The organism is Maritalea porphyrae (genome assembly GCF_027213965.1).
Classification (GTDB): domain Bacteria; phylum Pseudomonadota; class Alphaproteobacteria; order Rhizobiales; family Devosiaceae; genus Maritalea; species Maritalea porphyrae_A.
Genome location: NZ_JAPWGX010000005.1, coordinates 14,983 through 40,271, shown reverse-complemented (window position 1 = coordinate 40,271; position 25,289 = coordinate 14,983). Strand labels below are relative to the sequence as shown.

Sequence of the window (25,289 nt, the reverse complement as noted above, 5' to 3'; positions counted from 1 at the left end):
ATTATTATTCAATGCCGGCAAAGAAGGCATCAATATATGCCTTTGTGTTGGCGCCGACGTCTTGATCATCAAGCAGCAACGTCTGCTCTTTGGTCAAAGGTGTTGCAAAACCCTCAGGCAATCCGCCTTCTAATTCAACCACTGGGAACATCCAGTTGGTTGTTGGGATGATTTTTTGCGCGTCTTGGCTCACAAGATACTTCATGAAGCTCTGTGCCAATTCTTGGTTTTTTGAGGACTTCAAAACACCGGCCAATTCGATTTGCAGGTAGTGACCTTCGTCAAAAATCGCTGCGGCGTAATTGTCGTCTTCTTCGGCGATCTTATGGTATGAAGGCGAGGTGGTGTAGCTTAGCACCATGTCCGCTTCCCCATCCAAGAACAGGCTGTAGCTTTCAGACCAACCTTTTGTGACGGTTAGGATATGATCTTTTAGATCAGGCCACATTTCTGCAGTATCGTCGCCATAGGCCGCTTTTGCCCAAAGCACCAAGCCAAGGCCGGGTGTGGATGAGCGTGGGTCTTGAATAACAAATTTGAAATCTTCGCCTGCTTTGTCCAAATCTTCAAATGAAGTTGGTGCATTTGGGAAGTCTGATTTGCGATAAACGAAGGCAAAATAGCCATAGTCAAACGGCACAAATTGATCAGACGTATAGTCGATCGGCAATTTGAGTGCTGACAGATCGGTGTTGTGGGCAGCAAACAATTCGGTGCTTTTTGCTTCAGCAGCAACACTTGTGTCGAGCCCTAGAATAATGTCCGCTTTTGTGCTGTCGCCTTCAAGTTGGGCTTTGCGCAGGGCGCTGATCGCATCTTCTGCGCCAACAAAATCCACGATGCAATTGCAAGTGGCTTCAAAGCCAGCTTTGATTTGTGGGCCAGGGCCCCAATCGGATGCGAAGCTATCATATGTATAGATGGTGAGCGTTGGCTTATCGTTTGCCACTGCAGTTGATGCAAATGGAACAAGAGTAATAAGCGCCGCAATCGTGAGTTTTTTCAAAGACATGTACTGTCCCTCATATCAAACAATGTGCGGTCGTGCATAAAAGGGGAAATGACAATCTTTAGCCGTTTTGGCACTTGTCATCTCGGTCTCCCTCCGCCAGCATGACCTGGTTCAGGTTATATGGGTTTATTCTCAGCTCCTTTTGGAGCACCCCAGCGAGATGGGGCTAACTTAGTCGATTTGAGTTGTTATGCAAGACCCCAATAAGTCGAGTGCGCAAAAGGCCCTATTGCTATTTTCAACGCCCGTTATTGTGCTGGGTGGAGGGGATTTTGACCCCGCCCAATTGCGCGAGTTCGTGGAACGTGGCTATGCGTTGATTGCGGCTGATGGGGCGGCTGACGCGGCGTTGGCGCTTGGGCTTCAATTGCATTCTGTGATTGGAGATTTTGATTCCATTGCGGATCGCAGTGCGTTTGATCCAAACGTTCAGATGATTGAAATTATCGAGCAAGAAACCACCGATTTTGAGAAATGCCTATACTCAATTGATGCGCCCATGTTCATATGTTTTGGCATGTTGGGCAAAAGGGTCGATCATACGCTCGCCGCATTTCACACCATTGCGCGATATGGGGCGCAAAAGCATATTGTTTTGATGGATCAAGTCGATATGTGTATTGGCGTAGCGGGGGATTTTGAGATTGATTTACCGGTGAGGACAAGGTTTTCAGTTTATCCGCTTCACCCAGCAAAATTTAAGTCGTCGGTTGGCCTGAAATTTCCGTTAGATGGATTGACCTTGGATGTGGGGAAACGCATTGGTACGTCAAACGTAACTTGTGCGCCAAAAGTGCAATTGAATTGTGCAAAAGACTTTGATGATCCATATCTTGTCATCTTGCCAAGAACACATTTTGGCGCGATCTTGAATAAGCTGTACTAACCAACGAATTGGGACCCCGCCAATGTATCAACCACCGGCTTTCAAAGAGACGCGCAAAGAAGTATTGCTTGATGCAATTGCGCAGCACCCATTGGCCGCCTTGGTCTGCAACATTTCTGAGGGGCTAACAGCCAATCATTTGCCGATGGTTTTGGCCAAAAACGGCGAGCAGCTGCATGCCCATTTGTCGCGCGGCAATGATTTGCTGGAGCAGTGTGAAGATGGGGCTGAGGCTTTGGCCATTTTTCAAGGGCCTGCGCACTATATTTCCGCTGGGTGGTATCCGGGTAAAAAAGAGCATGGCAAAGAAGTGCCTACCTACAATTATGTGGTGGTGCACGCGCGGGGCAAGTTGCATTTTAAGCATGATGCTAAATGGAAACTATGCCATTTGAAATCTATGACGGATCAGATGGAAGAAGGTCGGGTAGACCCATGGTCCGTTTCGGATGCGCCAGCAGATTACTTGGCGCGTCAGCTCAAAGGGCTTTATGGGCTGGAGTTTGAAATCACCGAACTCGTTGGCAAATGGAAGATGAGTCAGAACCGCCAAAACATCGATAAAGCCGCCGTTGTTGAAGGTTTGCACGACGATGGTGATCAAGCTGCCCTTGCGACTGCAGCGATTATCAAAAAGGGCCTTTAGGCCGGTTCCCCTGCTTTTTCCAACGCCTGCTTTTTCACTTCGATCTGCACCTTCTCAAAAGCGCGCACTTCGATTTGTCTGATGCGTTCACGGGAGACTTCAAACTTTTGCGCAAGTTCTTCCAGCGTCAAGGCAGGTTCGCGCAAGCGGCGGGCTTTGAATATCTCTTGTTCACGTTCGTTTAAAACGCTCATGGCGTTGTTGAGTAAGCTCATGCGCTCGTCATATTCTTGCGCATCGCCAAGGGCGGTTTCTTGGTCTGGTTCATCGTCCACCAGCCAATCTTGCCACTGTGATGCGCCTTCGTCTGAGCGCATGGGTGCGTTCAAGGATGCATCGCCTGTAAGGCGTTGGTTCATGGATACAACGTCTGCCTCAGACACTTTTAGCGTTGTGGCAATTTGTTTGATCTGGTCGGGATGCAAGGCGCCATCATCAAGGGCTGCAATTTGACCTTTGATTTTGCGTAGGTTGAAGAATAGGCGTTTTTGCGCGGCGGTGGTGCCGATTTTTACGAGCGACCATGAGCGCAGCACATATTCTTGAATTGATGCGCGGATCCACCACATTGCATAGGTTGCCAGGCGGAAACCCTTATCTGGCTCAAACCGTTTAACCGCCTGCATAAGCCCCACATTGCCTTCTGAAATCACCTCTGAAATTGGCAATCCATATCCGCGATAACCCATGGCAATTTTGGCCACAAGGCGCAGGTGCGACGTGATGAGTTTTTGAGCGGCCTCTGGGTCTTCATGCTCTTTATAGCGCTTGGCGAGCATAAACTCTTCGTTTGGCTCAAGCATTGGGAATTTGCGGATTTCCTGCAAATAGCGCGATAAGCCATTGTCTGAAGACAATGTTGGCAAATTTGTTTGGGCCATTTAGCACCCCCTCATTCCCGTTGCGTGTCGCATCAAACTCAGCCGACACAATTTGATGCTCCATGCTGGACGCACCACATGCAATCAATTTGATTGTTGGACACTATATAGGGCCGATATATGGCATTTCACCCCTTTGAGGGAGAAAAAATGTTCAAAAATCGACAAAAGAGCTGAAACTTGGCCTAAGAATCAGCGGTTTGCAAGGTTTTTTCAAGATTTTCCATATCGGTGGGAACAGGGGAAGAAAAGTGCATCTTGGCGCCAGAAACGGGATGGGCGATGGTCAAATCCACCGCGTGTAGGGCTTGGCGAGACAAGGATTTGAGTGATTTTTGCACCAACATGGGTAGATTGCGCTCACGGCTTTCAAAACCAATTCCATATGTTGGGTCGCCCAATAGGGCGTGGCCAATGTGGGCCAAATGGACACGGATTTGATGGGTGCGACCTGTTTCGAGCTGACAAGCAATTTTGCTTACTGTCCATGCGTTGCCGCCGAAAGCCATAAGGGTTTTATAATGGGTGACCGCATGGCGGCCATTCTTCTCAACAATCGCCTGCTTGGTGCGGTTGTGTGTCGAGCGACCAATCATTGCATCGATTGTGCCGGCTTCTGGGTCTGGTACTCCCCATACAAAAGCATTGTAGGTACGGCGCAAAGGGCCATTCTTACCGTGGTCTGCAAATTGAGCGGAAAGGGACCTATGCGCCTCGTCGGTTTTGGCCGCAATCATGACGCCGGATGTATCTTTGTCTAAGCGATGCACGATGCCAGGACGTTTTACCCCACCGATGCCTTTAAGGCTGTCGCCGCAATGAAACAGCAGGGCGTTGACCAATGTATCTTTTTCAACGCTAGCGGCGGGATGGACCACCATGCCGGCAGGTTTATCGATGACAATGATCGCATCATCTTCAAACAAAACGTTGAGCGGGATGTCTTGGGGTTCAGGATCTGCGTCAGTTGGTGCGGGTTCGGCAAAACAAAGTTGCTGATCTTGTTTGACGCGGTATTTCGGCTCGCTTATGGTCGCGCCGTCAATTGAAAGCGCACCAGTGCGAATGAGGGCTTGGCATCTTGATCGGGAGTGTCCATCAAGGAGCGAAGCCAAAACAACGTCTAATCGCTTGCCGTGATCTTCGGCGCTGACAAAAAATGTAACCAATTCGCTTTCGGAGCCCATGTGCATGAGTGCTGATAAACCTTTAGATGCTAATGACGAAAACAATGAGCTTACCCCTGAAGTTGAGGCGGTTATAAACCGCGCCCGACGTTCATTTGGCGTGAGTGTTCTCGTCCTCATGGTTGGGTTTATGGCGGTTGCGGGCGCACTTGTCTATCGTTTGAACCAAAAGTCGGGCGATGATGTGTATCAAGCGCAAAGTGTTGGCGTGCCGCAAGGGGCTACAATCGTTTCCGCCGTGGTTCAAGATGGATTGATTACGCTAACCTACAAACTGGGTGATGTGACCAATATTCGTGTCGTGAACGCCACATCTGGTGAGGTTGTACGTGACATTGCAATTATTGCAGAAGTGCCCTCGAACTAGTCTTAAGACGACTTTTTGAGCGCATCCATGCGGTCAGCGACCCGGCCAAAGACATTTTCGTCGGCGGTTGGTTCCATCACAGCTTCGTCTAAACCGTCGTCGGCATATTTGCGCACGCGATCAAAGAGGCTTTCTTCGCCGTCGGGACCGCCTGCGCTGTCTTGCGCATAAATGATATGGCTGATGTCGACGGCAATGTTCTGCATACGATCACGTAAATCGTCAATGTCGCTTGCTTCTTGAGAGAAGCGGGTGAGAATGTCTTCCTCTAAGGCCATAATGCGGCTGCCTACATCTTCCAATTCATCCTCAACCATCAGTTCCTCAGCAAGACTTGTGGTGGGTGCTGTAGGAATGTGGGCGGTTGCATGTAGCGCTGCCTGTTCGTCCGTCACATTCTCGGTCAGTAGTTCTTGATCGTTAGATTTGGGCTTGGCTTGAGCGTTCAGCAAGGCATTGAACCGCTCCGTGGCGATGGCAATATGGGCTTCCGCATCGTCCAGCAAATCTGGAATATCCTGGGTAAGTGTTTTGTCGTGGCTTGATCGGCCTTTGTTTTTGAGCTCTTGCACCCGGGTCATTGAGGCGCGCAACTGTTCTTCCAAAAAGGCATTGCGTTTGCGCTCAGCGGCCAGAGATTTTGCAAGTTTTTTCGCATCGCCCTCGTATGCCTGAATGTCTTCTTCATCATCGAAGTTTTGCAGAACAGCGGAAGCGGCGATGTTGGCGGCGGCGCGCGCTTGGTCTAGTTCTTCAATTTTCGCGGCTAGATCGCGTTCGCGGTAGCGCAGTTTTTGACTGATGTTGGTCAATTCAACTTCGTAGTTGCGCACTTGATCTTGCAGTTCTTGATTGCGTTCGACCAATTCGGCGGCAATGCTTTGCGCGCCTTCATGTTCATGCACGGCCAATTCTTGAGTTTGGCGAAGCTGGGTGAGTTCGCGCAATTGGGTAGCGCGTTTTTTGCGCAAGTCTTCCAGCTGAAGCTCGAGCTTGCGCAGTTTCAAAGCGTTTTGCGCGCGAAGTTGATCTTTTTCTGCGCGAAATTCTGAAAGGGTGACCGGCGTGGTGGCTGCAATGCGTTTTTTGGTCAAGCGAACTGCCCTGCGCCAAATGCTAGGCAAAAACAGTAAGGCTAGAATGATGGCGCACAAAAAACCAAGTGCGTAAAACATCATCAGCTCAATGACCATAAAAACTCCCCAATCCAACATCCTATTGCTAATTCACAATGATGCGAAAAGATAGCTTCAGATGAAGTTGTGTTTACAAATGGTTAATAACACAAGTTGGGGCTAGTGGTCACGCCACAAAGGCAATTGCGGTTAATGGATTGATGTCAAACAATCACGCCATCAAAACGGATTCCATGTGGGGCTTTGTGTGAACTTTAAATACCCTACATTGATCCCAAGGCGGGCACCAATGCCCGAACGTATGGGCACAATATAGATATCTTTATATTTCATCACTGTCATGCCCACACCACCAACAACATAGGCGGAGCCATCAACCCCTGGATATCGCCCGTAGATCGAATCGGTTGAGGGTAGATTGTAAACCAGCATCATGACCTGTGAGCCATCGGCTCCAAAATCAAACCCAAGCGTTGGGCCTTGCCAATATAGAATGTGATTGCCTGCATTCTTTGTGTAGAGTTCGCCGTCGCCATATCGCACCCCACCAAAGAAAGCGCCGGAGCCTTCTTGGCCCAATATGTAGCCATTTGGAAGACCGTAATTACCAACAGCGCGTTCCACAACTGACGCTAGACCTTGGGAGACTTTGCCAAAAAATTGGCCACCGGCTGTCACCAACTCGTTCGCTGTGTAGCGGTCTGAAACAGTGTCCTGCGCTGTTGCGATAGTTGGCATCGCGACTACAGAAACAATAACGATGAGCAGCTTGCAAATCTTGGAAAACATTGGCCCTATTTCCTTAGGTCTTTGATGATCGCGCCGTGTTAATTTGAACGTTAACAAAGCAGACAACACTTTTTGTTAGTCTAAATTCGTTCGCTAACAGGTAGTGTGTAAACAAGGCGATGATGCGGCAATTGAGTAAACAAAGATTAACCATCAGCCGGCTTGCGGTACTTTGTTTGTCGCTTTGTGCGGTTTTTTATCTGGTTGCGCCTTCTTTTGCGCAAACGAGCCGCAATTTCCTTGCCATGTATGTCACAGATCCTTTGTCTGGTTCTGCCATTGAGGGCATGGACCCTGTAAGTTATTTCACTGAACCAGAGCCTTTAATGGGCAAGTCTGACTACGAGTTTTCGTGGAAGGGTGTCTCTTGGTTTTTTGCCACAGAAGCGAACAAAGAGGTGTTTCGCGCTGCGCCAGAAGCCTATGTGCCCCAGTTTGGTGGCTATGGTTTGGCGGGTCTGGCACGTGGATATTTATCGAACGGCAATCCGCGCATTTATTATGTTTATAACCGCCGCCTCTATTTGTTTTATTCAGCCGGAAACCGTGAAGCTTTTTTGCTTGAGAAAGCCGCGATGGTAAACTTCGCTTTTGATAATTGGCTAGAATTGCGCGATCAGTTGGCACGCCAGTAGAGAATAGCAAACCCCTTTTGTTGCTTGGATAATGCGCTCCATGTCTTGCTCCTGTTGGGCTTCGAGCTAAACTGGGCCAACTTGATTCGGTTGGGCAATCATCATGTGCGCCAACCTTTTGCACTTATAAGGGAACGCAATGGCAGAACTGGTTGAAATAAACGGGAATGATTTGGCGGCGATGCTGTGCTCGCGCGTGTGTCACGATTTGATCAGCCCAGTGGGTGCGATTGGTAATGGGCTTGAAGTGCTGGCTGACCCTGAACAGGCAGAAATGGCTGAGTTCGCGCAAGAGCTGATCAACAATGCTGCAAAGCAAGCGCGCGCGAAACTTGAATTTGCACGTTTGGCTTTTGGTGCATCTTCGACCCAAGGTACTGAGATTGATACGCGAGAAGCTGAAAAAGTGGCCCAAAGCTACATGGCTGGCGAAAAAGCAGATCTCATTTGGAAAATTGATCCTGTTCTGCTGCCGAAAAACAAAGTGAAAATGATCTTGAACTTGCTTTTGATCTCAGCAGGTTCAGTGCCGCGCGGCGGTACCGTTACCGTTGAATTGGACGGTGCACCAATGGGGCAAGAAGGCGTTATTCTCACATCAACTGGCAAGAAAACATTGATCCCGCATTTGGTGGGTCCTTTGTTGGCTGGTCGGCCTGAAGATGGACGCATCGATGCGCAGGTTATTCAGCCTTATTATGCAGGTCTTTTGGCCCGCGAGTCCGGTTTGGATGTGACCATTGAAATGGTTGACGATGTGGTGACCCTTAAAGCTGTTGCATCTGCCTAGAATTGGTCTTGGGATGTCTGCTTAGGTGTGAATACGCATAGGTGGTTTCTTCAAGAACTCGTTAACGAATGTGCCCGCAATGTTGCGTCATACTTTTTGTCTGGCGTTTCTTGCGGGCATATTTTTTGGGCGAGCACATGGACGAGCTTTTAAGCGATTTTTTGACCGAGACGGCGGAAAGCATTGAACAGGTTGACGCCGAGCTCGTCGACTTTGAAAAACACCCTGACGATCAAGAGATATTGCGCCGAATATTCCGTTTGGTGCACACCATCAAAGGTACATGCGGTTTTTTGGATTTGCCGCGTCTTGAAGCTTTGACCCACGCAGCTGAGAACTTGATGGGGCAATATCGCGATGGTGCGCCAGTGATTGGCGATGGGGTAGAGACCATCCTTAATTCCATTGATCGGGTCAAAGTTCATCTAGATAATTTAGCCGAAACGGGCGTCGAGCCGGAAGGGGATGATCTTGACCTCATCGATGCGCTCAATCGGTTGGCGGCTGGGCCAAATCATGAAGACTGTTTTGCCCAAGATCCATTGCATATCGAAAAGCCGCCGCTTGATCCGCTTGAAGTTGCATTTTTGGCAGCCCCTGGCCCCGATGATATAGATGATGTGCCCGAAGCTGCTGCGGCCGAACCCCTTGCAGCAAAGCCCGTGGAGAAGACTAAAGCGAGCGGCGCCAACATTGCGGCCCCACTCGCCATTCGGGTGCAACTGCCGGTACTTGAAGGCTTGATGACCATGGTGAGCGAATTGGTGCTCACCCGCAATCAATTGATGGCAATCTCTCGGGGCCGTGGAGAAAGCGAGTTCAACGCGCCGCTGCAACGGCTTTGTTCGGTCACGGCGGAATTGCAAGATGGGGTGATGAAAACCCGGATGCAGCCGATTTCTGCCGCGTGGCAAAAAATGCCACGGTTGATACGGGACCTGTCCAAGGATTTGGGCAAAGAAATTTCCCTTGAAATGTCGGGAGAGGACACTGAGCTTGATCGACAAATCTTGGAGCAGATCAAAGATCCTTTGACCCATATGGTTCGCAATGCTGCGGATCATGGGTTGGAGGATCAAGCAACACGGCAAGCCGCGGGCAAAACGGGTGTGGGCACGGTGCGCTTAAACGCCTTCCATGAGGGAGGGCAAATTGTCATCGAAATTGTGGACGATGGGCGGGGGCTTGATGTTGAGGCGCTTAGATCCAAAGCGCTAGAAAAAGATATCGTTAGCGAAGCTGAACTGGCCGGGATGAACGACGGGCAGGTTCAACAGTTGATTTTCCACCCCGGTTTTTCCACCGCCAGTGAAGTAACCAGCGTTTCAGGCCGGGGCGTTGGCATGGATGTGGTGCGCTCAAATGTTGAGTTGATTGGCGGTACGATTGATTTGAAGTCGCAAGTTGGGGTCGGCACCACTGTCAGCTTAAAAATCCCACTGACCTTGGCGATTGTGCCTGCGCTGATTATTGCTGTGGGGCAGGAGCGCTTTGCCTTGCCGCAGCGCGCGGTGCGCGAATTGGTGCGGGTAAACAAAAAAGCCAATAAAGTTGAGCGTTTAAATGGCAGTTTGGTGTTGCAATTACGTGATCACTTGTTGCCTGTGGTTGGGTTAAGCGATCTGCTGGGTATGCGGCCGGGCGAGGTGCCAGACGAGGGTTATGTGGTGGTCACCGAAGTTGGCCAATATTGTTTTGGCCTGTTGGTGGACGAGGTGTTCCACACTGAGGAAATCGTTGTGAAGCCAATGATGGGCGCGCTGCAAGGGCTCAAACATTTTTCTGGCACCACAATTTTGGGCGACGGCAGCGTTATTATGATTATGGATCCTTCAGGGCTGGCCAGTTCAGTTGCACAAACCGACATGGGCGATTTGGCCCGGACCCAGCCGGTTGTGGAGGAATTGGACAATCAGTCTGTGCTGACCGAATTGCTGGTATTTGAAGCGCGCGAAGGGGCTCGACAAGCGGTGCCACTTTCGCTGGTTAATCGATTGGAGACTGTTAAACTTTGCGACCTTGAAAAAGTGGATGGGCGGCATTTGTTGCAATATCGTGGGGCGTTGATGCCGATCAATTTCTTGTGTGAACCGCCCCAAAGCATTGAGCGCAAAATGTCGATGCTTGTGTTTGAAGATCGTGGGTTCCGACTTGGCATTGTGGTGGCGCAAGTGCTCGATATTGTGGCCGACCGTATGGAAATTGATGTGGAAGCTCGGCGTGGCGGTTATTTGGGGACCGCTATCATTAAGGGGCGCGCCACGGAAATATTGGATATGGCCTACTATATGGCACAAGAGCATCCCAAGTCATTTGATCGGCAGGCCGACTTGGCCCAACGTAAACGGCGTCGCCTACTTTACGCTGAGGACAGTGCATTCTACCGCAATATGTTGGTGCCGATATTTAAGAGTGCTGGATTTGACGTGACGGTGTGCACGGACGGTGAAGAAGCATATGAGGCGCTGCAGGCAGGTTCGACCTTTGATCTAATCGTTACTGATATTGAGATGCCCGGTATGGATGGGTTCTCGCTCGCTCAATCTGTCAGAGAATTGGCGCACATGGCGGGCACGCCCATTATTGCGCTTTCTTCATATGACGGTCCCAACGTGCAAAGTCGCGCAAAAGAAGTTGGCCTTTTTGACTTTGTTGCAAAAGGGGACAGAGAACACCTTACGCGAGCAGTGAGCCGCGCGATGAGCATGCGGCAGTTGGAGGCAGCATGAGCGAGGAAACCAAAGCGTCAAACGCAATGATTCAGTTGGTAACGCTAAGGATTGGCGGCCAATTGTTTGCGATAAATCTTGAGATGGTGGACGATGTCTTCAAACCTGAACGGTTTACCCCCATCCCGTCGGTGCGTCCTGAAATCGCGGGCATTTTGAACCTGCGCGGGCGCATCATTGTGGCGATCAATACAGACCAACTTTTAGGGTTGCCCCCTATTGAGGCGCCAATTGTTGGGCGGCAGATGGTGAATATCAAATATTTAAACGAATCTTATGGACTTCTCGCAGATAGTGTTGGGGATGTCGTTGCCTATTGTATGGCCGACATTAAACCAAACCCGATCAATCTTGATGGGAATTTGGCGATCTATTGTCAAGGAATCCTAAGGCTCGACGGTGAGCTGATGGCGGTTCTAATGGCAGACAGATTGATCGCGAAAGTTCTTGATCAAGAGGCTGCATAAGCTGCCTGAACGTGCATTTTGAAGGAGAAGCGCAATGAAAACCTGTCTTATTGTCGACGACAGCAGTGTCATTCGCAAAGTTGCCCGCCGCATAATTGAAGACATTGGCTACGATGTTGATGAGGCAGAGGACGGACGCGAAGCGTTTGAAAAATGCACAAAAAGCATGCCGGACACAATCCTAGTGGATTGGAATATGCCGGTTATGACTGGGCTCGAATTTGTCAAAGAATTGCGCAGCTATATTGGTGGTGAGGCTCCCAAAATCTTGTTCTGTACGACGGAAAATGATGTGGGACACATTGCCATGGCCCTTAAGGCAGGTGCCAACGAATATATGATGAAGCCTTTTGATCGGGAAATTATGGAGCGCAAATTCCAGGATCTCGACCAAAAGTAATTTGGGTCGAAAGGAGCGTCCTTATGAAGGCGCGAATGGTGCCCGGGGCAACTGCTCCGTCGGTGCGGGTTATGCTTGTGGACGATTCTGCGGTAATCCGCGGGATTATGCGGCGCTGGATTGATGCGGAACGTGGTTTAGATGTTGTTGGTAGTGCCATTAACGGGCACGAGGCGATCTCTGAGGCTCAGCGTGTGCAGCCCGATGTGATCATACTAGATTTGGAAATGCCCGTTATGTCGGGCATGGACGCTTTGCCCGAACTCAAAACCTTACTGCCCCATGTCAAAATTCTCATTGCGTCCACTCTGACAACCCGTAACGCGCGGGCGTCGCTTGCGGCCATGCGAGCGGGAGCGACGGATTATTTGGCAAAACCTGACGCAGCGGTTTCACGGGAGCATTTTCGTGAACAGCTGTTGGGCAAATTGCGCGCTTTGGGTGGGAGCAAGAACAGCACCGATGGTGCAGCAATTGCAAACGTCGATGGACTTAAAAAATCGAAGCGATGGCAAGGGCAAATGCGTGCGCTAGCCATCGGTGCATCAACGGGCGGGCCACAGGCGCTGAACGAATTGTTTGGTGCATTGTCAGAACAATTCTCAGACTGTGCGGTATTTGTCACCCAACATATGCCCGCACACTTCACCAAGCTACTAGGTGACGATTTGGCTGAACGCATTGGATTGCCTGGTGGTGAGGCCAAAGACGGGGAGCTGGTTGTACCGGGGCGACTTTATATGGCGCCGGGTGGTTTTCACATGCGGATCGTTGAGGAGGCCGGGGCACTGCGCATAGCGCTCGGGGATGATGATGCGATCAATTTTTGCAAACCAGCGGTAGACCCGATGTTTGCAAGCATTGGCACGCATTTTGGCGCGGATTGTGCAGCGGTTGTATTAACCGGCATGGGGAGCGACGGGGCAAATGGGGCGAAACTAGTTCACGAAAAAGGCGGGTTGGTTCTGGCGCAGGATCAGGCCACCAGCACGGTATGGGGCATGCCGGGCGCGGCTGTGGCCGCCGGGGCAGTTGATCAGATGTTGCCATTGGCCAAAATCGGGCCGCGCTTGTTGCAACTTAAGGGATGAGAGAGATTGGGATGCAAGAACATACATATCAAGCCATTGCACGGTTTGTGGCGCAGGAAAGCGGCATTAAACTCTCTGAAGGCAAAGCCTATATGGTGGAAACCCGCTTAACGCCGGTGATGTCGAAATTTGGCATTTCGAGCTTTGAGCATTTGGCCACTCAATTGATGGCCGCAACGGGTGAGTTGCGACAAGCCGTGGTGGACGCAATGACCACCAATGAAAGCTTCTTTTTTCGTGACCGGACGCCGTTTGAATTGTTTGAAAAGGTAATGTTGCCCCGCATGGCGGAAGAAAAACGGGCAAACGGCCAGCCCTTGCGCATTTGGTGCGCGGCGGCGGCAACGGGCCAAGAACCTTATTCGCTTGCGATTTCAGTGTTGGAAAACCAGCGACTTTTGGAAGATATTGATGTTTCCATTTTGGCGACCGACATTTCTCAGGCCGCATTGGCTACCGCCGAAGACGGGCTTTACACACAGTTTGAAGCACAGCGTGGATTGAGTGCGCAACGCTTGATTACGCATTTTGAACAAGAAGGCATCGCTTGGCGTGTGAAACCACAACTGCGCGAATTGATTGAGTTCAAAGAACTAAATTTGTTGAAGAACCTGCATCAGGTGGGGCCGGTGGACATCGTGTTTTGCCGCAATGTGTTGATCTATTTTGATGTCGAAACCAAATGCCACGTGCTAGGTAAAATCAAAAAACAAATCAGCCCCGACGGTTTTTTGATGCTGGGCGCCGCCGAAACGCTAGTTGGGGTGTGTGGCGAATTTTTGCCAACTAGGGAACATCAAAATCTGTTTCAGCCAACCGTTTGACGGGCAACAAAAAAGCCCCGCCAAAATGGCAGGGCTTTGAAATTCGTGTTTGCCGCTAAAAGCCTTATGCGCTTTCAGACAATTCGTTCTCGTCTGGCTCGCGCAGCACATAGCCACGGCCCCAAACGGTTTCGATGTAGTTTTTGCCGCCCGTTGCCGTTGAAAGCTTTTTGCGAAGCTTACAAATAAATACGTCGATGATTTTTAGTTCTGGCTCGTCCATGCCACCATAAAGATGGTTGAGGAACATTTCTTTGGTGAGGGTTGTGCCCTTGCGCAAAGAAAGAAGTTCGAGCATTTGATATTCTTTGCCCGTCAGGTGAACGCGTTGACCGCCAACTTCTACTGTTTTGGTGTCCAGGTTTACAGAAAGGTCGCCAGTATTGATGACCGATTGTGCGTGACCTTTTGAGCGACGAACCACTGCATGAATGCGGGCAACCAACTCGTCCTTATGGAAAGGCTTGGTCATATAGTCGTCAGCGCCGAAGCCCAGGCCGCGAACTTTATCTTCGATGCCAGCAAGGCCAGAAAGAATAAGGATCGGGGTTTGAACTTTTGCCACACGCAAGGTGCGCAACACTTCATATCCGCTCATGTCAGGAAGGTTTAGGTCAAGCAGGATGATGTCATAATCATAAAGCTTACCAAGATCTACGCCTTCTTCGCCTAGATCTGTTGTGTACACATTGAAACTCTCAGATTTGAGCATCAGCTCAATACTCTGCGCTGTTGCGCTGTCGTCCTCAATCAGGAGTACCCGCATGTCGTTCCCCTTGTCCTTGTTCCGTCATGGAACCTACGTGGTGCAGCCCAACATCAGCGCACCAGTTAATGAATCCTACTGGATATGAATCAACCCTAGTGAGAAATAGTTAACAAAGTTTAATTCAGTTCCGCAATATGCACTGAACAACTTTCTTCATTTAGTTTAAGTTATTGATATATATGTAAAAAATAGTGGTTACCAACTTAATAATTTAGTTTAAGAAAAGGTTTCAACCGACTCTTTCGACTCGTTGAATTACATGTCACTGAATGTGTTTTGAAATGGAAGCGGGAGAAGATTTTTTTTCGCTTGAACTGTGAAAATAGTGCGTTTCCGTAAAGGAATCGTTAGCATTAACCGAATCAAAAGGATTGAAAGCGCTTTGGAATCACTAATTGCCGATATTGACGCGATGGATGCCGTTGAGGTGTTTGGCCGGGTGAAAACCGTCCAAGGGCTGTTGGTTGAGGTTATCGGCCCAGTGCGCGAACTGCGCGTGGGTGGTCGTGTGGCAATTGAAACACGGCTTGGCAGTAACCTAATGTGCGAAATCGTGGGCTTTGAAAACGATCATGCGCTTTGCCTGCCATTTGGAGCGCTTGAAGGGGTTCGGCTGGGCTGTAAGGCGATTTTTTATTCGCATGGTGGTACCGCTCAACCGTCAGATGATTGGCTTGGTCGCGTTATTGATGCGAACGGCGACCCGATTGATGGGGGGGCACCAATTCTAAAAGGTGCGGACCATTATCCCTTGCGAGCTTCACCACCGCCTGCGCATGAACGTGCGCGTGTTGGGCCGCCAATTGATTTGGGCGTGAAAATTCTCAATACGTTCACCACCTGCTGCGACGGACAGCGGATGGGCATTTTTGCGGGTTCTGGTGTTGGTAAATCGGTTTTAATGTCCATGCTGGCGCGTAACACAGATGTTGATGTGGCGATTATTGGGCTGATCGGTGAACGGGGCCGGGAAGTTCAAGAATTTATTGAAGATAATTTGGGCCCCGAAGGGCTTAAGCGCGCGGTGATTGTTGTGGCCACATCGGATGAACCGGCATTGATGCGTCGGCAAGCCGCCTATATGACCCTCACACTCGCTGAATATTACCGCGATAGGGGTAAGCGTGTCTTATGTATGATGGACAGCTTGACCCGATTTGCCATGGCGCAACGCGAAATTGGCTTGGCCACGGGGGAACCGCCCACCGCCAAAGGTTATCCACCAACGGTTTTTGCAGAATTGCCAAGATTATTGGAAAGAGCTGGGCCTGGACTAAAAAATTCTGGTTCTGTTACCGGACTTTTTACCGTTTTAGTGGAAGGTGATGATCATAATGAGCCAATTGCAGATGCCGTTCGCGGTATTTTAGATGGGCACATTGTAATGGAAAGGGCGATTGCCGAGCGGGGAAGGTACCCGGCGGTGAATGTTTTGAGGTCCATTTCGCGCACCATGCCGGGCTGTGTTCCGGAAGAATATCGGCCCGTTTTGGCCAAGGCGCGCGAATATATGTCAGTATTTGCTGACATGGAGGAATTGATTCGCTTGGGGGCCTATCGGTCTGGATCAGATCCTAAAGTGGACACGGCCATTTCCATTGCGCCGCAGTTGGACGCGTTTTTGTCTCAACTGCAAGATGAGCAGGTGAGCCTTGAAGAAGGGTATAACCAGCTTGCACAAATTGTCGCCAGTGTAGAAGGCGGCGGGGAATGACGACTTGGTTGGGTAAGGAGTACAAGTCATGAAATCACGCAATGAGTCTCTCATTCGCTTGAGAAAATTTACGGTCGATGAAAAACGTCGCGCCGTAACACAGATTGAAATGATGGTTGCCGATTTTGAACGCATGGCAGCCGAATTGGATCAGCAAATTGAAATCGAACACCAAAAAACCGGCATCACTGATGTTGGCCATTTTGCCTATTCGACATTTGCCAAAGCTGCGGCTGATCGGCGCGATAATCTAACAGCTTCTGCGGATGAAATGCGCATGAAGTTGGAAGCAGCTCAAGACGAGTTGGCCGAGTCAGTTGAAGAGCTGAAAAAGATTGAACTGCTCGATGCACGCGAACACGCGCGTGAAGCGGCAGAAGAAACCAAGCGAGATCAGGCGGAGATGGACGAAATCGCCCTCATGCGCCGACATCGCAAATAGGTTCGTCTAAGCTGTTTGCTTAGCTCACTTACCCTGGAATTTTAAGAGGTTGCATACCACATGGTATGCGGCCTTTTTGGGGGTGTGGGGATGTTGGTTGTTGTGGCAACTTTGACAGCAAATCCTTCGCCCAAAACGTAATCCTACTCACCGGTGACAAAGCGAAAACATCGTCTGCAAATTCAATTGAATGATGGCATTTCGCGCTAGCGATACACAGTTTGAATGTGATAAATGTTGGCGGCTATTTCGTCAGGTTGAAGAGCATGTCCGAATTTTTGTTGTTCTTTGTCATAGGTTTTTTTGCGCAGGCTGTAGATGGCGCCTTAGGCATGGCTTATGGCGTGATTTCGTCAACGGTCCTGATTGCAACAGGTGTTTCGCCCGCTCAGGCATCGGCTGCAATCCATACGGCGGAGATGTTTACGACTGCTGCATCCGGTGGTTCGCATCTGTACAATAAAAATGTCGACTGGAAACTCTTTTGGCGCCTCACGCCGTTTGGCATTTTGGGCGGTGTTCTAGGTGCCTATGTCCTCACATCTATAGATGCTACCGCAGCTAAACCATTTGTGACCACATATTTGGCCATTATCGGTGTATATCTGCTGATCCGTTCATTCATGAAAATTCCATCCAAGCCAGTACCTGCGTCGGTTGTTGCGCCACTTGGATTCGTAGGTGGTTTTCTTGACGCTGCGGGCGGCGGTGGCTGGGGGCCTGTGGTTACCACGGGTCTGCTTGGCGCTGGCGGAACACCGCGATACGTTGTCGGCACAGTAAATGCAGCTGAATTCTTGATCACGTTTTCGGTTTCTTTGACCTTCCTTTTTGCTCTGGTATTTGGACATTGGGACGCTGCAGATGGACTTGGAACAATGTTATTGCCAGTTGCGGGATTGATCGCTGGCGGCGTATTTGCCGCCCCCTTGGCGGCGATCTTTGTACGTCACATCCGCGAAGATTGGCTTTTGCGCATTATCGGGTCTCTCATTTGCAGCATCGCAACATACCAAACCGTGCGTTATTTTGTCTAAACGTTCGCTCATTGGAAAAAACCTGCAATCCAGCATCTAATTGTTTCGAAAAACGTTGAGGTCAGATGTTTCCCAATGATGATGATTTATCTATATTCAACGTCGTCATGCAGAAGAAAACGGTTTGGCAGCTAATTGGTTTTTCCAGATCTAAAGGCCTCAATGCGCATCAACGACCAAATCACGCTTGCCGATTGGGAACTGTCTGAACAGTTCACGCGGGCTAGTGGGCCGGGCGGGCAGAATGTGAATAAGGTGAGCACCGCAGTTGAATTGCGGTTTGAGGCGGAAAGATCTCCGAATTTGACAGACCCAATAAAACGGCGGTTGAAGCGGTTGGCCGGACGGCGTTGGACGCTTGAAGGGGCAATTGTGATTTTTGTGCAGGACACACGATCCCAAGCGCGCAACCGCGAGATTGCACGAGAACGATTGGCGGAGTTGATCCTGAAGGCGGTGGAAAAGCCAAAATTTCGGGTGAAGACCAAACCGACGCGGGGTTCTGTGAAACGCCGTTTGGTGGCCAAAAAGGTGCGTGGTGACGTGAAGAAACTGCGCGGAAAAGTTGAAGAATGATGGCTTTGCCTATTTGAGTTTAGGTGAGGGGCCGGAGCAACGCGCCAGCCCATTTCGCCCACGGTTTTTTCGTTTATCCCACTTGCGCGTTGTGGAGCCCGGCATAGACCCCGTCGTGCGCCAACAATTCATCGTGGCTGCCTTGCTCAACTACCCCTTTTTCGGTGACCACAATAATTCTGTCGGCCTTGCGGATAGTGGCAAGACGGTGGGCCACCACCAGTGTGGTGCGGCCCTTGGAGAGTTCGGCCAGCGCGCTCTGGATTTGTTTTTCAGTTGCGGTGTCGAGCGCTGACGTGGCCTCATCCAAAATCAGGATGGGTGGGTTTTTAAGGAATATACGCGCGATTGAAAGACGCTGTTTTTGCCCACCTGAAAGGCGGATGCCGCGCTCACCCACAAGTGTGTCCCACCCTTTGCTCAAACTATCCACAAAGTTGGCAAGGGAAGCCTTTTGAATGGCGATACGGATTTCTTCGTCGCCAGCACCAAGTCGGCCATAGGCGATGTTTTCCTTGATGGTGCCGGCGAACAGAAACACTTCTTGCGCCACTACGCCGATTTGTTGGCGCAAAGAGCTTTGGGTGAATTGCTGAATGTCGGTGCCATCAATGGTGATTTCTCCGCTATCCACTTCGTAGAAGCGGGGCAAAAGAGCGCAAATGGTTGACTTGCCCGCCCCTGAGGGCCCCACAAGGGCGACGGTTTCGCCATGTTTGATGGAAAGATCTAGGCCTGTGAAAACGCGTGCGTCTTTGCCGTAAGAAAAGCTGACATTGTTGTAGTTGATATCGCCTTTAAGATGATCGACATCAATCGCGTCTGGTGCGTCCACAATGTCGGGCTGGGTATCCATTAACTCAAGAAAGCGGCGAAAGCCTGCGATGCCGCGAGGGTAAAGATCGAGCATGGCGTTGAGTTTTTCAATTGGGCGCACAAAGATACCAACGATAATGAGAAACCCCACGAATTCGCCGCTGGTTAATTGTCCGGTGGTGACGAAGTAGCTGCCGGCCACCATTACCACCAATTGCATAAAGCGGATGGCAAAATATGAGATCGCCCATGACCGGGTCATATAGTTGTATGCTTGCAGTTTGATGGTTCGATATTCGGCCGAGGTATTGCGAAATTGGCTTTGCTCATGTTCCTCATTGGCAAATGCTTTGACCAATCGTGTGCCGCCTACGCTTTCTGCAATGCGGGTATTTATTTCACCTATTTGGGCGAACAGTGAGCGATAGTTGGCGGTCATTGATCGGCCATATTTTGCCAAAAGCCAGGTGATCAGCGGGGTAACCGCCCCCGTGATCAGAGCCATTTCCCAACTGATAAAAAACATGATGGCCAAAGCGCCAGCGAAAGTCATTAAAGCAATGAAGACGTCTTCCGGGCCGTGGTGAGCGACTTCCCCGATATCATCCAAATCCTTGGTGACATGGGTGATGAGCTTGCCCAGTTTGGCGTGGTCAAAAAAGCGAAAGCTGAGCTTTTGTAGATGGTCAAACGCCTCATTGCGCATGTCTGTTTCAATATTGATGCCAAGCTTGTGGCCCCAATAAGAGACGATGGCAATTAGGCATGTATTAAGAACATAGACCCCCAGCAGAACTGCCGCGACGGTGGCGATGAGTGGCCAATCGCCACTTGGTAGGAGTTGATCCACAAACAACATGATGGCCAAGGGGAACAAAAGTTCCAAAACTCCAGACGCGATCGCGCAGCCAAAATCTAAGAAAAACAATCGTTTATGAGGGAGGTAGTATGAAAAAAAACGTTTCAGCATAATAGGTCCGAGCAAATGCGGGGGAAGTATGGATGAAAGCTCGGTTCAGAAGCTGAGGTAAAAATAAGCACGAGGCAGTCTGTTGCGCAACATGGTTGCGCTTTGGTTTTTGGTGAAACAGCGACTTTTGCGTATTGGCGTGTCCAAAATACATCAACTTGACAGCTCCATTGATTCGATATATCTAGAATTATAGAAATATATATGGAGCGCGTGATGACAATAGAGATAACACAAGCAGCGCAAGCGTTTGCAGCGATGGGATCAGAGCCTCGCTTAGAGGTTTTGATGTGTTTGGTGCGGGCAGGCAACAAGGGCTTGTTGGTGGGCGATATTCAAGAACGCACAGGCATTCCCGCTTCAACGCTTAATCACCACCTCAAGTTCATGACCGGTGCGGGCATTGTGCGGCAGGAAAAAGAGGGCCGCAGCATCCATAATTTTGCCCAGCTGGATCAGCTCGAAGAGCTTGCGGGTTTCATCATCAATCAATGTTGTGCCGATGACCGAGGGTCCCCTGCCAACGCCAATGACAGTGTTAAGGCAAAGGAGCAGTAATCATGTCTGATATCACTCAAGGGCAAAAGCTTCGCCCAAAATATAAACTAAGCAAAATTATCAAGAGCGTGCCCTTTGCCATCGCCATGTTGCTCGTAGGCGTTGCCTTATTGGATTTTGCGCAATTGCCAGCCATTGTGCAATTCGCCATCCGCGCATTTATGGGCACCTTGCCGTTTATCCTGTTCGCGGTGTTGATGATTGGTTATTTGAAAGCCACAGGCTCAGAAAGCATGATTGGCAGGGCATTTGCGGGGCGTGAAATTCAGGCGATTTTTTTGGCCGCCCTCATCGGTGGGCTTGCCCCATTTTGCTCGTGCGAAGTTATCCCCTTTATCGCCGGACTATTGGCCGTTGGTGCGCCCCTTTCTGCTGTTATGGCATTTTGGTTGGCTTCACCGCTCATTGACCCACCAACTTTCATTATTACTGTGTCCGAACTTGGTTGGGAATTTGCTCTTTCGCGGGCTGTCTTTGCTGTATCCTTGGGCTTGATGGGTGGGTTTGTGATCAAAATGATTGGCAGACGCGGCGCCATCGCAGACCCTTTGCGTGAAGACTACAAAGCCTCAACATGTGGGGCGAACAGATTTAAGGGTAAGCCGAAATGGGCGTTCTGGACTGAACAAGAACGGGTGCAGGTGTTTCGCAAAGAAGGCATCACCAATCTGTTGTTCTTGGGCCAATGGTTGGCGCTTGCCTACGTCATTGAAGCTTTGTTCGTGACCTATGTGCCTGCAGAACTTGTGGCGCAAGTGCTGGGCGGCGAAGGCATCCGCACAATTGGTCTTGCCGCTTTGGTGGGTGCGCCCGCTTACTTGAATGGCTATGCGGCCATTCCATTGATCGCAGGACTATTAGACCAGGGCATGAGCCAAGGCGCAGCGATGGCCTTTATGATTGCGGGGCCGGTCACTTCAATCCCTGCCATGATGGCGGTGATGTCACTGGTCAAAAAACAAGTATTTGCCGCTTATTTAATGTTTGCAATTGTTGGGGCGGTGTTGTTCGGATTGGTGTTCCAATATGCAAATGGCTTCGTGGGTTGACCCTAACCAAATCCCTTTGAGCCTAAAAGTGCGCCCCCGTTTGGGGGCGCATTTTGTTTTGGGGGCACCAGTGCTAGTATTTAACTAGAAGTTTTGGGAGGACCATATGCAAAATAGTCAATTCATAGCCCAATTGTTGGGTCCGATTTATTTGGCCATTGGTGTTGGTGGGTTTGTGAACCGTGCCAACTATATTGAATTGGTCAAATCCTTTAAAGCAACGCTTGTCATACAGCTTTTGTCGGGTGTTTTGTCGTTGCTTGTTGGGTTGTTGATTGTGCTTTTCCACAATCACTGGGTTGCAGGTTGGCCTGTACTCATCACGATGTTTGGCTGGATTGGTTTGCTGAAAGGCGTTTCTTTGTTGGTTCTGCCTGTGTCAACCGGTGTGGGTTTGGTGTCATCCTTTGCCCAGCATGCTGGCCTTATCAACGTCATGATGGCCTTTTGCGTTTTGATTGGTGCTGTCTTTACCTACTTCGGTTATTTCGCCTAATGCGCTGATAATTCCAAAGTTGAATGGGGTAGTGCAGTTATTTCTTTGCACTGGCCCTGTTTGATCGTTAATCCTGTTGTCAGATCGTGGGTCAAAGACCCCAAACAACGACAACCGATGGAAGCCAACCCAAAAGAGGTTCGCGGCATCGACAAGGGGATAACGCATGTTTGTCAGCGTATTTGAAATATTTAAGGTCTCGATTGGGCCTTCGTCTTCGCACACTATGGGCCCAATGGTGGCCGCCAACCGCTTTATTGCGCATTTGGCCAAAAATAAGGGCCGTTTTGACCGGGGTGATGCTTGCACTGTGCAATGTAAATTGCAGGGCTCGCTTGCTTTTACCGGCAAAGGCCACGCCACAGACCAGGCCGTTTTGTTTGGGCTTTGCGGGTTTTCGCCCGAAACGTTTGACCGCGCAGATTCTGAAGACAGAATGGTCAAGCTCAAGATCGGCAAAACCATTGAAATTGCGGACGGATTTGAAGCAGGATTGGACCCTGGAACGGGTGTGATTTTTGACTATGACACGGTGGAAATGCCGCATCCCAATACGATGATTATTTCATTATTGGGGCCAGATGGCGACGTGCGGTTTGAGGAGACTTATCTTTCGATTGGCGGTGGTTTTGTGCTCACCAAATTTGAGCATGAGAACGTTGATAAACTTGAGAAAAAGGTAGAGGCCATTGCGATTCCATTTCCTTTCCACAGTGCAAAGGAAATGCTTGAGTTTGGTAAAAAGAGCGGCAAAACCATCGCTGAGATGAAACGCGCCAACGAGCTTACACGGATGAGTGAAACGGATCTCAACATCGGGCTTAAAAAGCTTTGGGCGGTGATGGACGATTGTGTTGAACGCGGACTTGAAGGCAAGGGTGTTTTGCCCGGTGGCCTAAATGTACGTCGTCGAGCCGCAGATGTGCGCGATAAGTTGGTTGAACAGCGGGGCAAAAACCAGCAAATGCCACATGTGGCGAACGATTGGATTTCGCTTTACGCAATGGCGGTGAATGAAGAAAACGCCGCAGGTGGCCAAGTTGTAACCTCGCCCACCAATGGGGCGGCGGGTGTTTTCCCTGCGGTTATCAAATACTATTTGAACCATGTGCCCGGCGCGACCATGGCCAAAGCAATGGATATGCTTTTGGTCGGTGCAGCGGTTGGCGGTTTGATTAAACACAACGCCTCGATTTCTGGCGCAGAAGTGGGTTGTCAGGGTGAAATCGGCTCAGCATCCGCAATGGCGGCTAGCGCGTTCTGCGCGGTGCTGGGAGGCACCAATGAACAGGTGGAAAACGCCGCTGAAATAGCGCTGGAACATCATTTGGGGATGACCTGTGATCCAATTGCAGGGCTTGTGCAGGTGCCTTGTATTGAACGCAATGGCATGGGCGCGATCAAGGCGATTGCGGCGGCGTCATTGGCGCTTAATGGTGATGGAGACCATATTGTGCCGCTCGATGCCTGCATCAAAACCATGTATGAAACGGGCAAGGACATGGACAGCCGCTATAAGGAAACCTCGCTTGGCGGGTTAAGTGTTGCGCTGCCCGCTTGTTGATTAGAACGGCTGATCGCCCTAAAGGTGGGTGATGAAACAGGCTCAGAAAATGGAAATGCTCAATGCGAATATGGTCCGCATTGGGGGTGGTGCCGTCGCTTTGCGCGACGATCGGGTCCAACGCCAATGGCAAGTTGAGCTTAAGCCTTTTTGTCTGTCAAAGTTTCAGGTCACCCAAGCACTCTATGCATCAGTTGTGGGCAACAATCCCTCAAGTTTTACTGGTGATCAACACCCGGTGGAAAACGTTTCTTGGTATGATGCGATTGCCTTTTGTAATAGCCTTTCAGACGCTCAAGGGCTTCAACCTTATTACACAACGGGCGAAAATCAGGATGACGTTTTGATCAATCAAGACGCAAATGGATTTCGTTTGCCAACTGATGCGGAATGGCAGTTTGCAGCTTTGGGTGGTCAAGCACAACCTCGGTATGGCGATGTTGAGGATGTGGCATGGTACAAAGAAAACTCAGAGGGCAGAACTCACCCGGTGGGGCAGAAACAGGCCAATTCCTTCGGGCTTTTCGATATGTTGGGCAATGTGTGGGAATGGTGCTTTGACGTCTATGATGCTGAGGTTTATGGCACTTATCGCGTGTTTCGCGGCGGCGGATGGAATGATCCTGAGCGCGGGTGCCTAGCCACCAACCGAAGGCGCAGCCACCCGACATATGGCATTGACGACGTTGGATTTCGGTTGGCGCGAAACGGTTAGGGCTATTCCTTAACCGCTACAAATATCATTTCTGGCGAAGTAGCTGCGAATGGGCTTTGATCCCAGACGCCATAGATGGTTTTAACTGAAAACCCAGCTTTGCGGAGTTGTTGGGTGATTTGATCGTGGGTGAAATAGCGCAAAGTTGAGATCGATGTTTTGGTCTCGCCATTGCGCAGGAATTCGTAGGTATTTGCGAAAGTCAGCAGCCCGTTTTCAAAGCTATGGACAGTGGTTTTGCACTCTATTTCACCAAAAGCCTGACTTTGGTGCACGTGTGTGTTCTTCTCCCAGTTTTCCCATGACTTTGCCAACGGGTTGCGGCTTTCAAAGATGAATTCTCCACCCGGTTTTAGCGTCTTTTGGATAGCTCGCAAAACTGTTGAAACGGCGGATTGATCCAAGAAAACTTGAAAGGCATGACCCATGCAAATGGTCAGATCGACAGGTTTTATGGATGGCAGGTTTTCAGCGTCAGTCTGGTGCCACTGCACCAAGTCAGCGCCCATACTTTTTTGTGCTTGTTTTAGCATTTGAGGGGATGGCTCTATTGCGACAACGCGATGGCCTGCTTTGGCCAATGCGCAGGCCTGAATGCCCATACCCGCACCGACGTCTAATATGCGTTTTGGTGTCGTGCCTGCCATCGCCATGTAGAAATCATTGTCTGGCGCCCAACTATTGAGTTCGCCATAAAGCGAAACAAGCACGGGATCGATATACTCTTGATTGAGGCTCGTCAT

Annotated in this window: 27 protein-coding genes and 1 riboswitch; of the genes, 19 read left to right on the top strand and 8 right to left on the bottom strand. The window is 50.0% G+C overall.

Annotation, left to right across the window (positions count from 1 at the left end):
• Positions 1 to 4 precede the first annotated feature (4 nt).
• Positions 5 to 1,012 (bottom strand): thiamine ABC transporter substrate binding subunit, encoded by a 1,008-nt coding sequence (gene thiB, locus O4H47_RS14910; protein WP_269394810.1) that lies wholly within the window; start codon positions 1,010 to 1,012, stop codon positions 5 to 7.
• 71 nt (positions 1,013 to 1,083) lie between these two features.
• A riboswitch (TPP riboswitch) is annotated at positions 1,084 to 1,177 on the bottom strand.
• A 25-nt stretch (positions 1,178 to 1,202) separates the two neighbouring features.
• Between thiB and O4H47_RS14905 the strand changes: the two genes are divergently transcribed.
• Both O4H47_RS14905 and O4H47_RS14900 read left to right on the top strand, forming a co-directional pair.
• A complete protein-coding gene (locus O4H47_RS14905) occupies positions 1,203 to 1,898 on the top strand; it encodes a thiamine diphosphokinase (protein ID WP_269394809.1) in 696 nt (231 codons plus the stop codon).
• A gap of 22 nt (positions 1,899 to 1,920) precedes the next feature.
• Positions 1,921 to 2,544, top strand: coding sequence for an FMN-binding negative transcriptional regulator (locus tag O4H47_RS14900; protein ID WP_269394808.1), 624 nt, complete (start codon positions 1,921 to 1,923; stop codon positions 2,542 to 2,544).
• Here the strand turns inward: O4H47_RS14900 and rpoH are convergent.
• Together rpoH and O4H47_RS14890 are read right to left on the bottom strand one after the other, a co-directional pair.
• Positions 2,541 to 3,425 (bottom strand): RNA polymerase sigma factor RpoH, encoded by an 885-nt coding sequence (rpoH, locus tag O4H47_RS14895; protein WP_269394807.1) that lies wholly within the window; start codon positions 3,423 to 3,425, stop codon positions 2,541 to 2,543. The genes O4H47_RS14900 and rpoH overlap by 4 nt on opposite strands.
• Positions 3,426 to 3,610: 185 nt before the next feature.
• Positions 3,611 to 4,618: an RluA family pseudouridine synthase gene (locus O4H47_RS14890; RefSeq protein ID WP_269394806.1), complete on the bottom strand. Its 1,008-nt coding sequence runs from the start codon at positions 4,616 to 4,618 to the stop codon at positions 3,611 to 3,613.
• Here O4H47_RS14890 and O4H47_RS14885 point away from each other — a divergent pair.
• Positions 4,617 to 4,979, top strand: coding sequence for a hypothetical protein (locus tag O4H47_RS14885; protein ID WP_269394805.1), 363 nt, complete (start codon positions 4,617 to 4,619; stop codon positions 4,977 to 4,979). The genes O4H47_RS14890 and O4H47_RS14885 overlap by 2 nt on opposite strands.
• Before the next feature lie 2 nt (positions 4,980 to 4,981).
• On the opposite strand, the gene O4H47_RS14880 is transcribed toward O4H47_RS14885, so the two are convergent.
• Positions 4,982 to 6,172: a hypothetical protein gene (locus O4H47_RS14880; RefSeq protein ID WP_269394804.1), complete on the bottom strand. Its 1,191-nt coding sequence runs from the start codon at positions 6,170 to 6,172 to the stop codon at positions 4,982 to 4,984.
• Positions 6,173 to 6,334: 162 nt separating this feature from the next.
• Complete coding sequence (locus O4H47_RS14875) at positions 6,335 to 6,904, bottom strand: DUF1134 domain-containing protein (protein WP_269394803.1); 570 nt, start codon at positions 6,902 to 6,904, stop codon at positions 6,335 to 6,337.
• Between the two features lie 131 nt (positions 6,905 to 7,035).
• Between O4H47_RS14875 and O4H47_RS14870 the strand changes: the two genes are divergently transcribed.
• The 7 genes from O4H47_RS14870 (at position 7,036) to O4H47_RS14840 (ending at position 13,840) form a co-directional block, all read left to right on the top strand.
• Positions 7,036 to 7,539: a YHS domain-containing (seleno)protein gene (locus O4H47_RS14870; protein ID WP_269394802.1), complete on the top strand. Its 504-nt coding sequence runs from the start codon at positions 7,036 to 7,038 to the stop codon at positions 7,537 to 7,539.
• A gap of 139 nt (positions 7,540 to 7,678) precedes the next feature.
• Positions 7,679 to 8,329, top strand: a complete 651-nt coding sequence (chpT, locus tag O4H47_RS14865; protein WP_269394801.1) for a histidine phosphotransferase ChpT — start codon at positions 7,679 to 7,681, stop codon at positions 8,327 to 8,329.
• A 137-nt stretch (positions 8,330 to 8,466) separates the two neighbouring features.
• Positions 8,467 to 11,058: a hybrid sensor histidine kinase/response regulator gene (locus O4H47_RS14860; RefSeq protein ID WP_269394800.1), complete on the top strand. Its 2,592-nt coding sequence runs from the start codon at positions 8,467 to 8,469 to the stop codon at positions 11,056 to 11,058.
• Positions 11,055 to 11,525 carry a chemotaxis protein CheW gene (locus O4H47_RS14855; protein WP_269394799.1) on the top strand — a complete coding sequence of 157 codons (471 nt, stop codon included), beginning with the start codon at positions 11,055 to 11,057 and terminating at the stop codon, positions 11,523 to 11,525. Before O4H47_RS14860 ends, O4H47_RS14855 begins: the two co-directional genes overlap by 4 nt.
• A gap of 34 nt (positions 11,526 to 11,559) precedes the next feature.
• On the top strand, positions 11,560 to 11,925 hold the full coding sequence (locus O4H47_RS14850; protein WP_269394798.1) for a response regulator: 366 nt from the start codon (positions 11,560 to 11,562) through the stop codon (positions 11,923 to 11,925).
• A 23-nt stretch (positions 11,926 to 11,948) separates the two neighbouring features.
• On the top strand, positions 11,949 to 13,016 hold the full coding sequence (cheB, locus tag O4H47_RS14845) for a chemotaxis-specific protein-glutamate methyltransferase CheB (RefSeq protein ID WP_269394797.1): 1,068 nt from the start codon (positions 11,949 to 11,951) through the stop codon (positions 13,014 to 13,016).
• A gap of 11 nt (positions 13,017 to 13,027) precedes the next feature.
• Positions 13,028 to 13,840 carry a CheR family methyltransferase gene (locus O4H47_RS14840; RefSeq protein WP_269394796.1) on the top strand — a complete coding sequence of 271 codons (813 nt, stop codon included), beginning with the start codon at positions 13,028 to 13,030 and terminating at the stop codon, positions 13,838 to 13,840.
• 64 nt (positions 13,841 to 13,904) lie between these two features.
• Here the strand turns inward: O4H47_RS14840 and ctrA are convergent, their stop codons facing one another.
• The gene (gene ctrA / locus O4H47_RS14835) at positions 13,905 to 14,606 is read right to left on the bottom strand and encodes a response regulator transcription factor CtrA (RefSeq protein ID WP_269394795.1); all 702 of its coding nucleotides are present in this window, start codon (positions 14,604 to 14,606) and stop codon (positions 13,905 to 13,907) included.
• Positions 14,607 to 14,991: 385 nt separating this feature from the next.
• Here ctrA and fliI point away from each other — a divergent pair, with 385 nt between their 5' ends.
• From fliI to arfB, 4 genes are all read left to right on the top strand, one after another.
• Positions 14,992 to 16,323 (top strand): flagellar protein export ATPase FliI, encoded by a 1,332-nt coding sequence (gene fliI, locus O4H47_RS14830; RefSeq protein WP_269394794.1) that lies wholly within the window; start codon positions 14,992 to 14,994, stop codon positions 16,321 to 16,323.
• 28 nt (positions 16,324 to 16,351) lie between these two features.
• The gene (fliJ, locus tag O4H47_RS14825) at positions 16,352 to 16,765 is read left to right on the top strand and encodes a flagellar export protein FliJ (RefSeq protein ID WP_269394793.1); all 414 of its coding nucleotides are present in this window, start codon (positions 16,352 to 16,354) and stop codon (positions 16,763 to 16,765) included.
• A gap of 266 nt (positions 16,766 to 17,031) precedes the next feature.
• Positions 17,032 to 17,802, top strand: coding sequence for a sulfite exporter TauE/SafE family protein (locus O4H47_RS14820; RefSeq protein WP_269394792.1), 771 nt, complete (start codon positions 17,032 to 17,034; stop codon positions 17,800 to 17,802).
• A 162-nt stretch (positions 17,803 to 17,964) separates the two neighbouring features.
• Positions 17,965 to 18,378 (top strand): alternative ribosome rescue aminoacyl-tRNA hydrolase ArfB, encoded by a 414-nt coding sequence (gene arfB / locus O4H47_RS14815; RefSeq protein WP_269394791.1) that lies wholly within the window; start codon positions 17,965 to 17,967, stop codon positions 18,376 to 18,378.
• Positions 18,379 to 18,451: 73 nt separating this feature from the next.
• Here arfB and O4H47_RS14810 read toward each other — a convergent pair whose 3' ends face one another.
• Positions 18,452 to 20,164 carry an ABC transporter ATP-binding protein gene (locus tag O4H47_RS14810; RefSeq protein WP_269394790.1) on the bottom strand — a complete coding sequence of 571 codons (1,713 nt, stop codon included), beginning with the start codon at positions 20,162 to 20,164 and terminating at the stop codon, positions 18,452 to 18,454.
• Positions 20,165 to 20,380: 216 nt separating this feature from the next.
• On the opposite strand from O4H47_RS14810, the gene O4H47_RS14805 reads away from it, so the two are divergent.
• The 5 genes from O4H47_RS14805 (at position 20,381) to O4H47_RS14785 (ending at position 24,546) form a co-directional block, all read left to right on the top strand.
• Positions 20,381 to 20,722 (top strand): ArsR/SmtB family transcription factor, encoded by a 342-nt coding sequence (locus O4H47_RS14805; protein WP_269394789.1) that lies wholly within the window; start codon positions 20,381 to 20,383, stop codon positions 20,720 to 20,722.
• A 2-nt stretch (positions 20,723 to 20,724) separates the two neighbouring features.
• Positions 20,725 to 21,771, top strand: a complete 1,047-nt coding sequence (locus O4H47_RS14800) for a permease (RefSeq protein ID WP_269394788.1) — start codon at positions 20,725 to 20,727, stop codon at positions 21,769 to 21,771.
• Between the two features lie 106 nt (positions 21,772 to 21,877).
• Positions 21,878 to 22,267, top strand: coding sequence for a hypothetical protein (locus O4H47_RS14795; RefSeq protein WP_269394787.1), 390 nt, complete (start codon positions 21,878 to 21,880; stop codon positions 22,265 to 22,267).
• 166 nt (positions 22,268 to 22,433) lie between these two features.
• Positions 22,434 to 23,831, top strand: a complete 1,398-nt coding sequence (locus tag O4H47_RS14790; protein WP_269394786.1) for an L-serine ammonia-lyase — start codon at positions 22,434 to 22,436, stop codon at positions 23,829 to 23,831.
• A 31-nt stretch (positions 23,832 to 23,862) separates the two neighbouring features.
• Positions 23,863 to 24,546, top strand: a complete 684-nt coding sequence (locus tag O4H47_RS14785; RefSeq protein ID WP_269394785.1) for a formylglycine-generating enzyme family protein — start codon at positions 23,863 to 23,865, stop codon at positions 24,544 to 24,546.
• A gap of 2 nt (positions 24,547 to 24,548) precedes the next feature.
• On the opposite strand, the gene O4H47_RS14780 is transcribed toward O4H47_RS14785, so the two are convergent.
• Entirely contained in the window at positions 24,549 to 25,289 is a 741-nt protein-coding gene (locus tag O4H47_RS14780; RefSeq protein WP_269394784.1) for a class I SAM-dependent methyltransferase, read from the bottom strand.

Coding starts and splice junctions, on each gene's coding strand:
- thiB (WP_269394810.1), bottom strand. CDS start 1,012: ATGTCTTTGAAAAAACTCACGATTGCGGCGCTTATTACTCTTGTTCCA.
- O4H47_RS14905 (WP_269394809.1), top strand. CDS start 1,203: ATGCAAGACCCCAATAAGTCGAGTGCGCAAAAGGCCCTATTGCTATTT.
- O4H47_RS14900 (WP_269394808.1), top strand. CDS start 1,921: ATGTATCAACCACCGGCTTTCAAAGAGACGCGCAAAGAAGTATTGCTT.
- rpoH (WP_269394807.1), bottom strand. CDS start 3,425: ATGGCCCAAACAAATTTGCCAACATTGTCTTCAGACAATGGCTTATCG.
- O4H47_RS14885 (WP_269394805.1), top strand. CDS start 4,617: ATGAGTGCTGATAAACCTTTAGATGCTAATGACGAAAACAATGAGCTT.
- O4H47_RS14890 (WP_269394806.1), bottom strand. CDS start 4,618: ATGCACATGGGCTCCGAAAGCGAATTGGTTACATTTTTTGTCAGCGCC.
- O4H47_RS14880 (WP_269394804.1), bottom strand. CDS start 6,172: ATGGTCATTGAGCTGATGATGTTTTACGCACTTGGTTTTTTGTGCGCC.
- O4H47_RS14875 (WP_269394803.1), bottom strand. CDS start 6,904: ATGTTTTCCAAGATTTGCAAGCTGCTCATCGTTATTGTTTCTGTAGTC.
- chpT (WP_269394801.1), top strand. CDS start 7,679: ATGGCAGAACTGGTTGAAATAAACGGGAATGATTTGGCGGCGATGCTG.
- O4H47_RS14860 (WP_269394800.1), top strand. CDS start 8,467: ATGGACGAGCTTTTAAGCGATTTTTTGACCGAGACGGCGGAAAGCATT.
- O4H47_RS14855 (WP_269394799.1), top strand. CDS start 11,055: ATGAGCGAGGAAACCAAAGCGTCAAACGCAATGATTCAGTTGGTAACG.
- O4H47_RS14850 (WP_269394798.1), top strand. CDS start 11,560: ATGAAAACCTGTCTTATTGTCGACGACAGCAGTGTCATTCGCAAAGTT.
- cheB (WP_269394797.1), top strand. CDS start 11,949: ATGAAGGCGCGAATGGTGCCCGGGGCAACTGCTCCGTCGGTGCGGGTT.
- O4H47_RS14840 (WP_269394796.1), top strand. CDS start 13,028: ATGCAAGAACATACATATCAAGCCATTGCACGGTTTGTGGCGCAGGAA.
- ctrA (WP_269394795.1), bottom strand. CDS start 14,606: ATGCGGGTACTCCTGATTGAGGACGACAGCGCAACAGCGCAGAGTATT.
- fliJ (WP_269394793.1), top strand. CDS start 16,352: ATGAAATCACGCAATGAGTCTCTCATTCGCTTGAGAAAATTTACGGTC.
- O4H47_RS14820 (WP_269394792.1), top strand. CDS start 17,032: ATGTCCGAATTTTTGTTGTTCTTTGTCATAGGTTTTTTTGCGCAGGCT.
- arfB (WP_269394791.1), top strand. CDS start 17,965: ATGCGCATCAACGACCAAATCACGCTTGCCGATTGGGAACTGTCTGAA.
- O4H47_RS14810 (WP_269394790.1), bottom strand. CDS start 20,164: ATGCTGAAACGTTTTTTTTCATACTACCTCCCTCATAAACGATTGTTT.
- O4H47_RS14805 (WP_269394789.1), top strand. CDS start 20,381: ATGACAATAGAGATAACACAAGCAGCGCAAGCGTTTGCAGCGATGGGA.
- O4H47_RS14800 (WP_269394788.1), top strand. CDS start 20,725: ATGTCTGATATCACTCAAGGGCAAAAGCTTCGCCCAAAATATAAACTA.
- O4H47_RS14795 (WP_269394787.1), top strand. CDS start 21,878: ATGCAAAATAGTCAATTCATAGCCCAATTGTTGGGTCCGATTTATTTG.
- O4H47_RS14790 (WP_269394786.1), top strand. CDS start 22,434: ATGTTTGTCAGCGTATTTGAAATATTTAAGGTCTCGATTGGGCCTTCG.
- O4H47_RS14785 (WP_269394785.1), top strand. CDS start 23,863: ATGAAACAGGCTCAGAAAATGGAAATGCTCAATGCGAATATGGTCCGC.
- O4H47_RS14780 (WP_269394784.1), bottom strand. CDS start 25,289: ATGACGAGCCTCAATCAAGAGTATATCGATCCCGTGCTTGTTTCGCTT.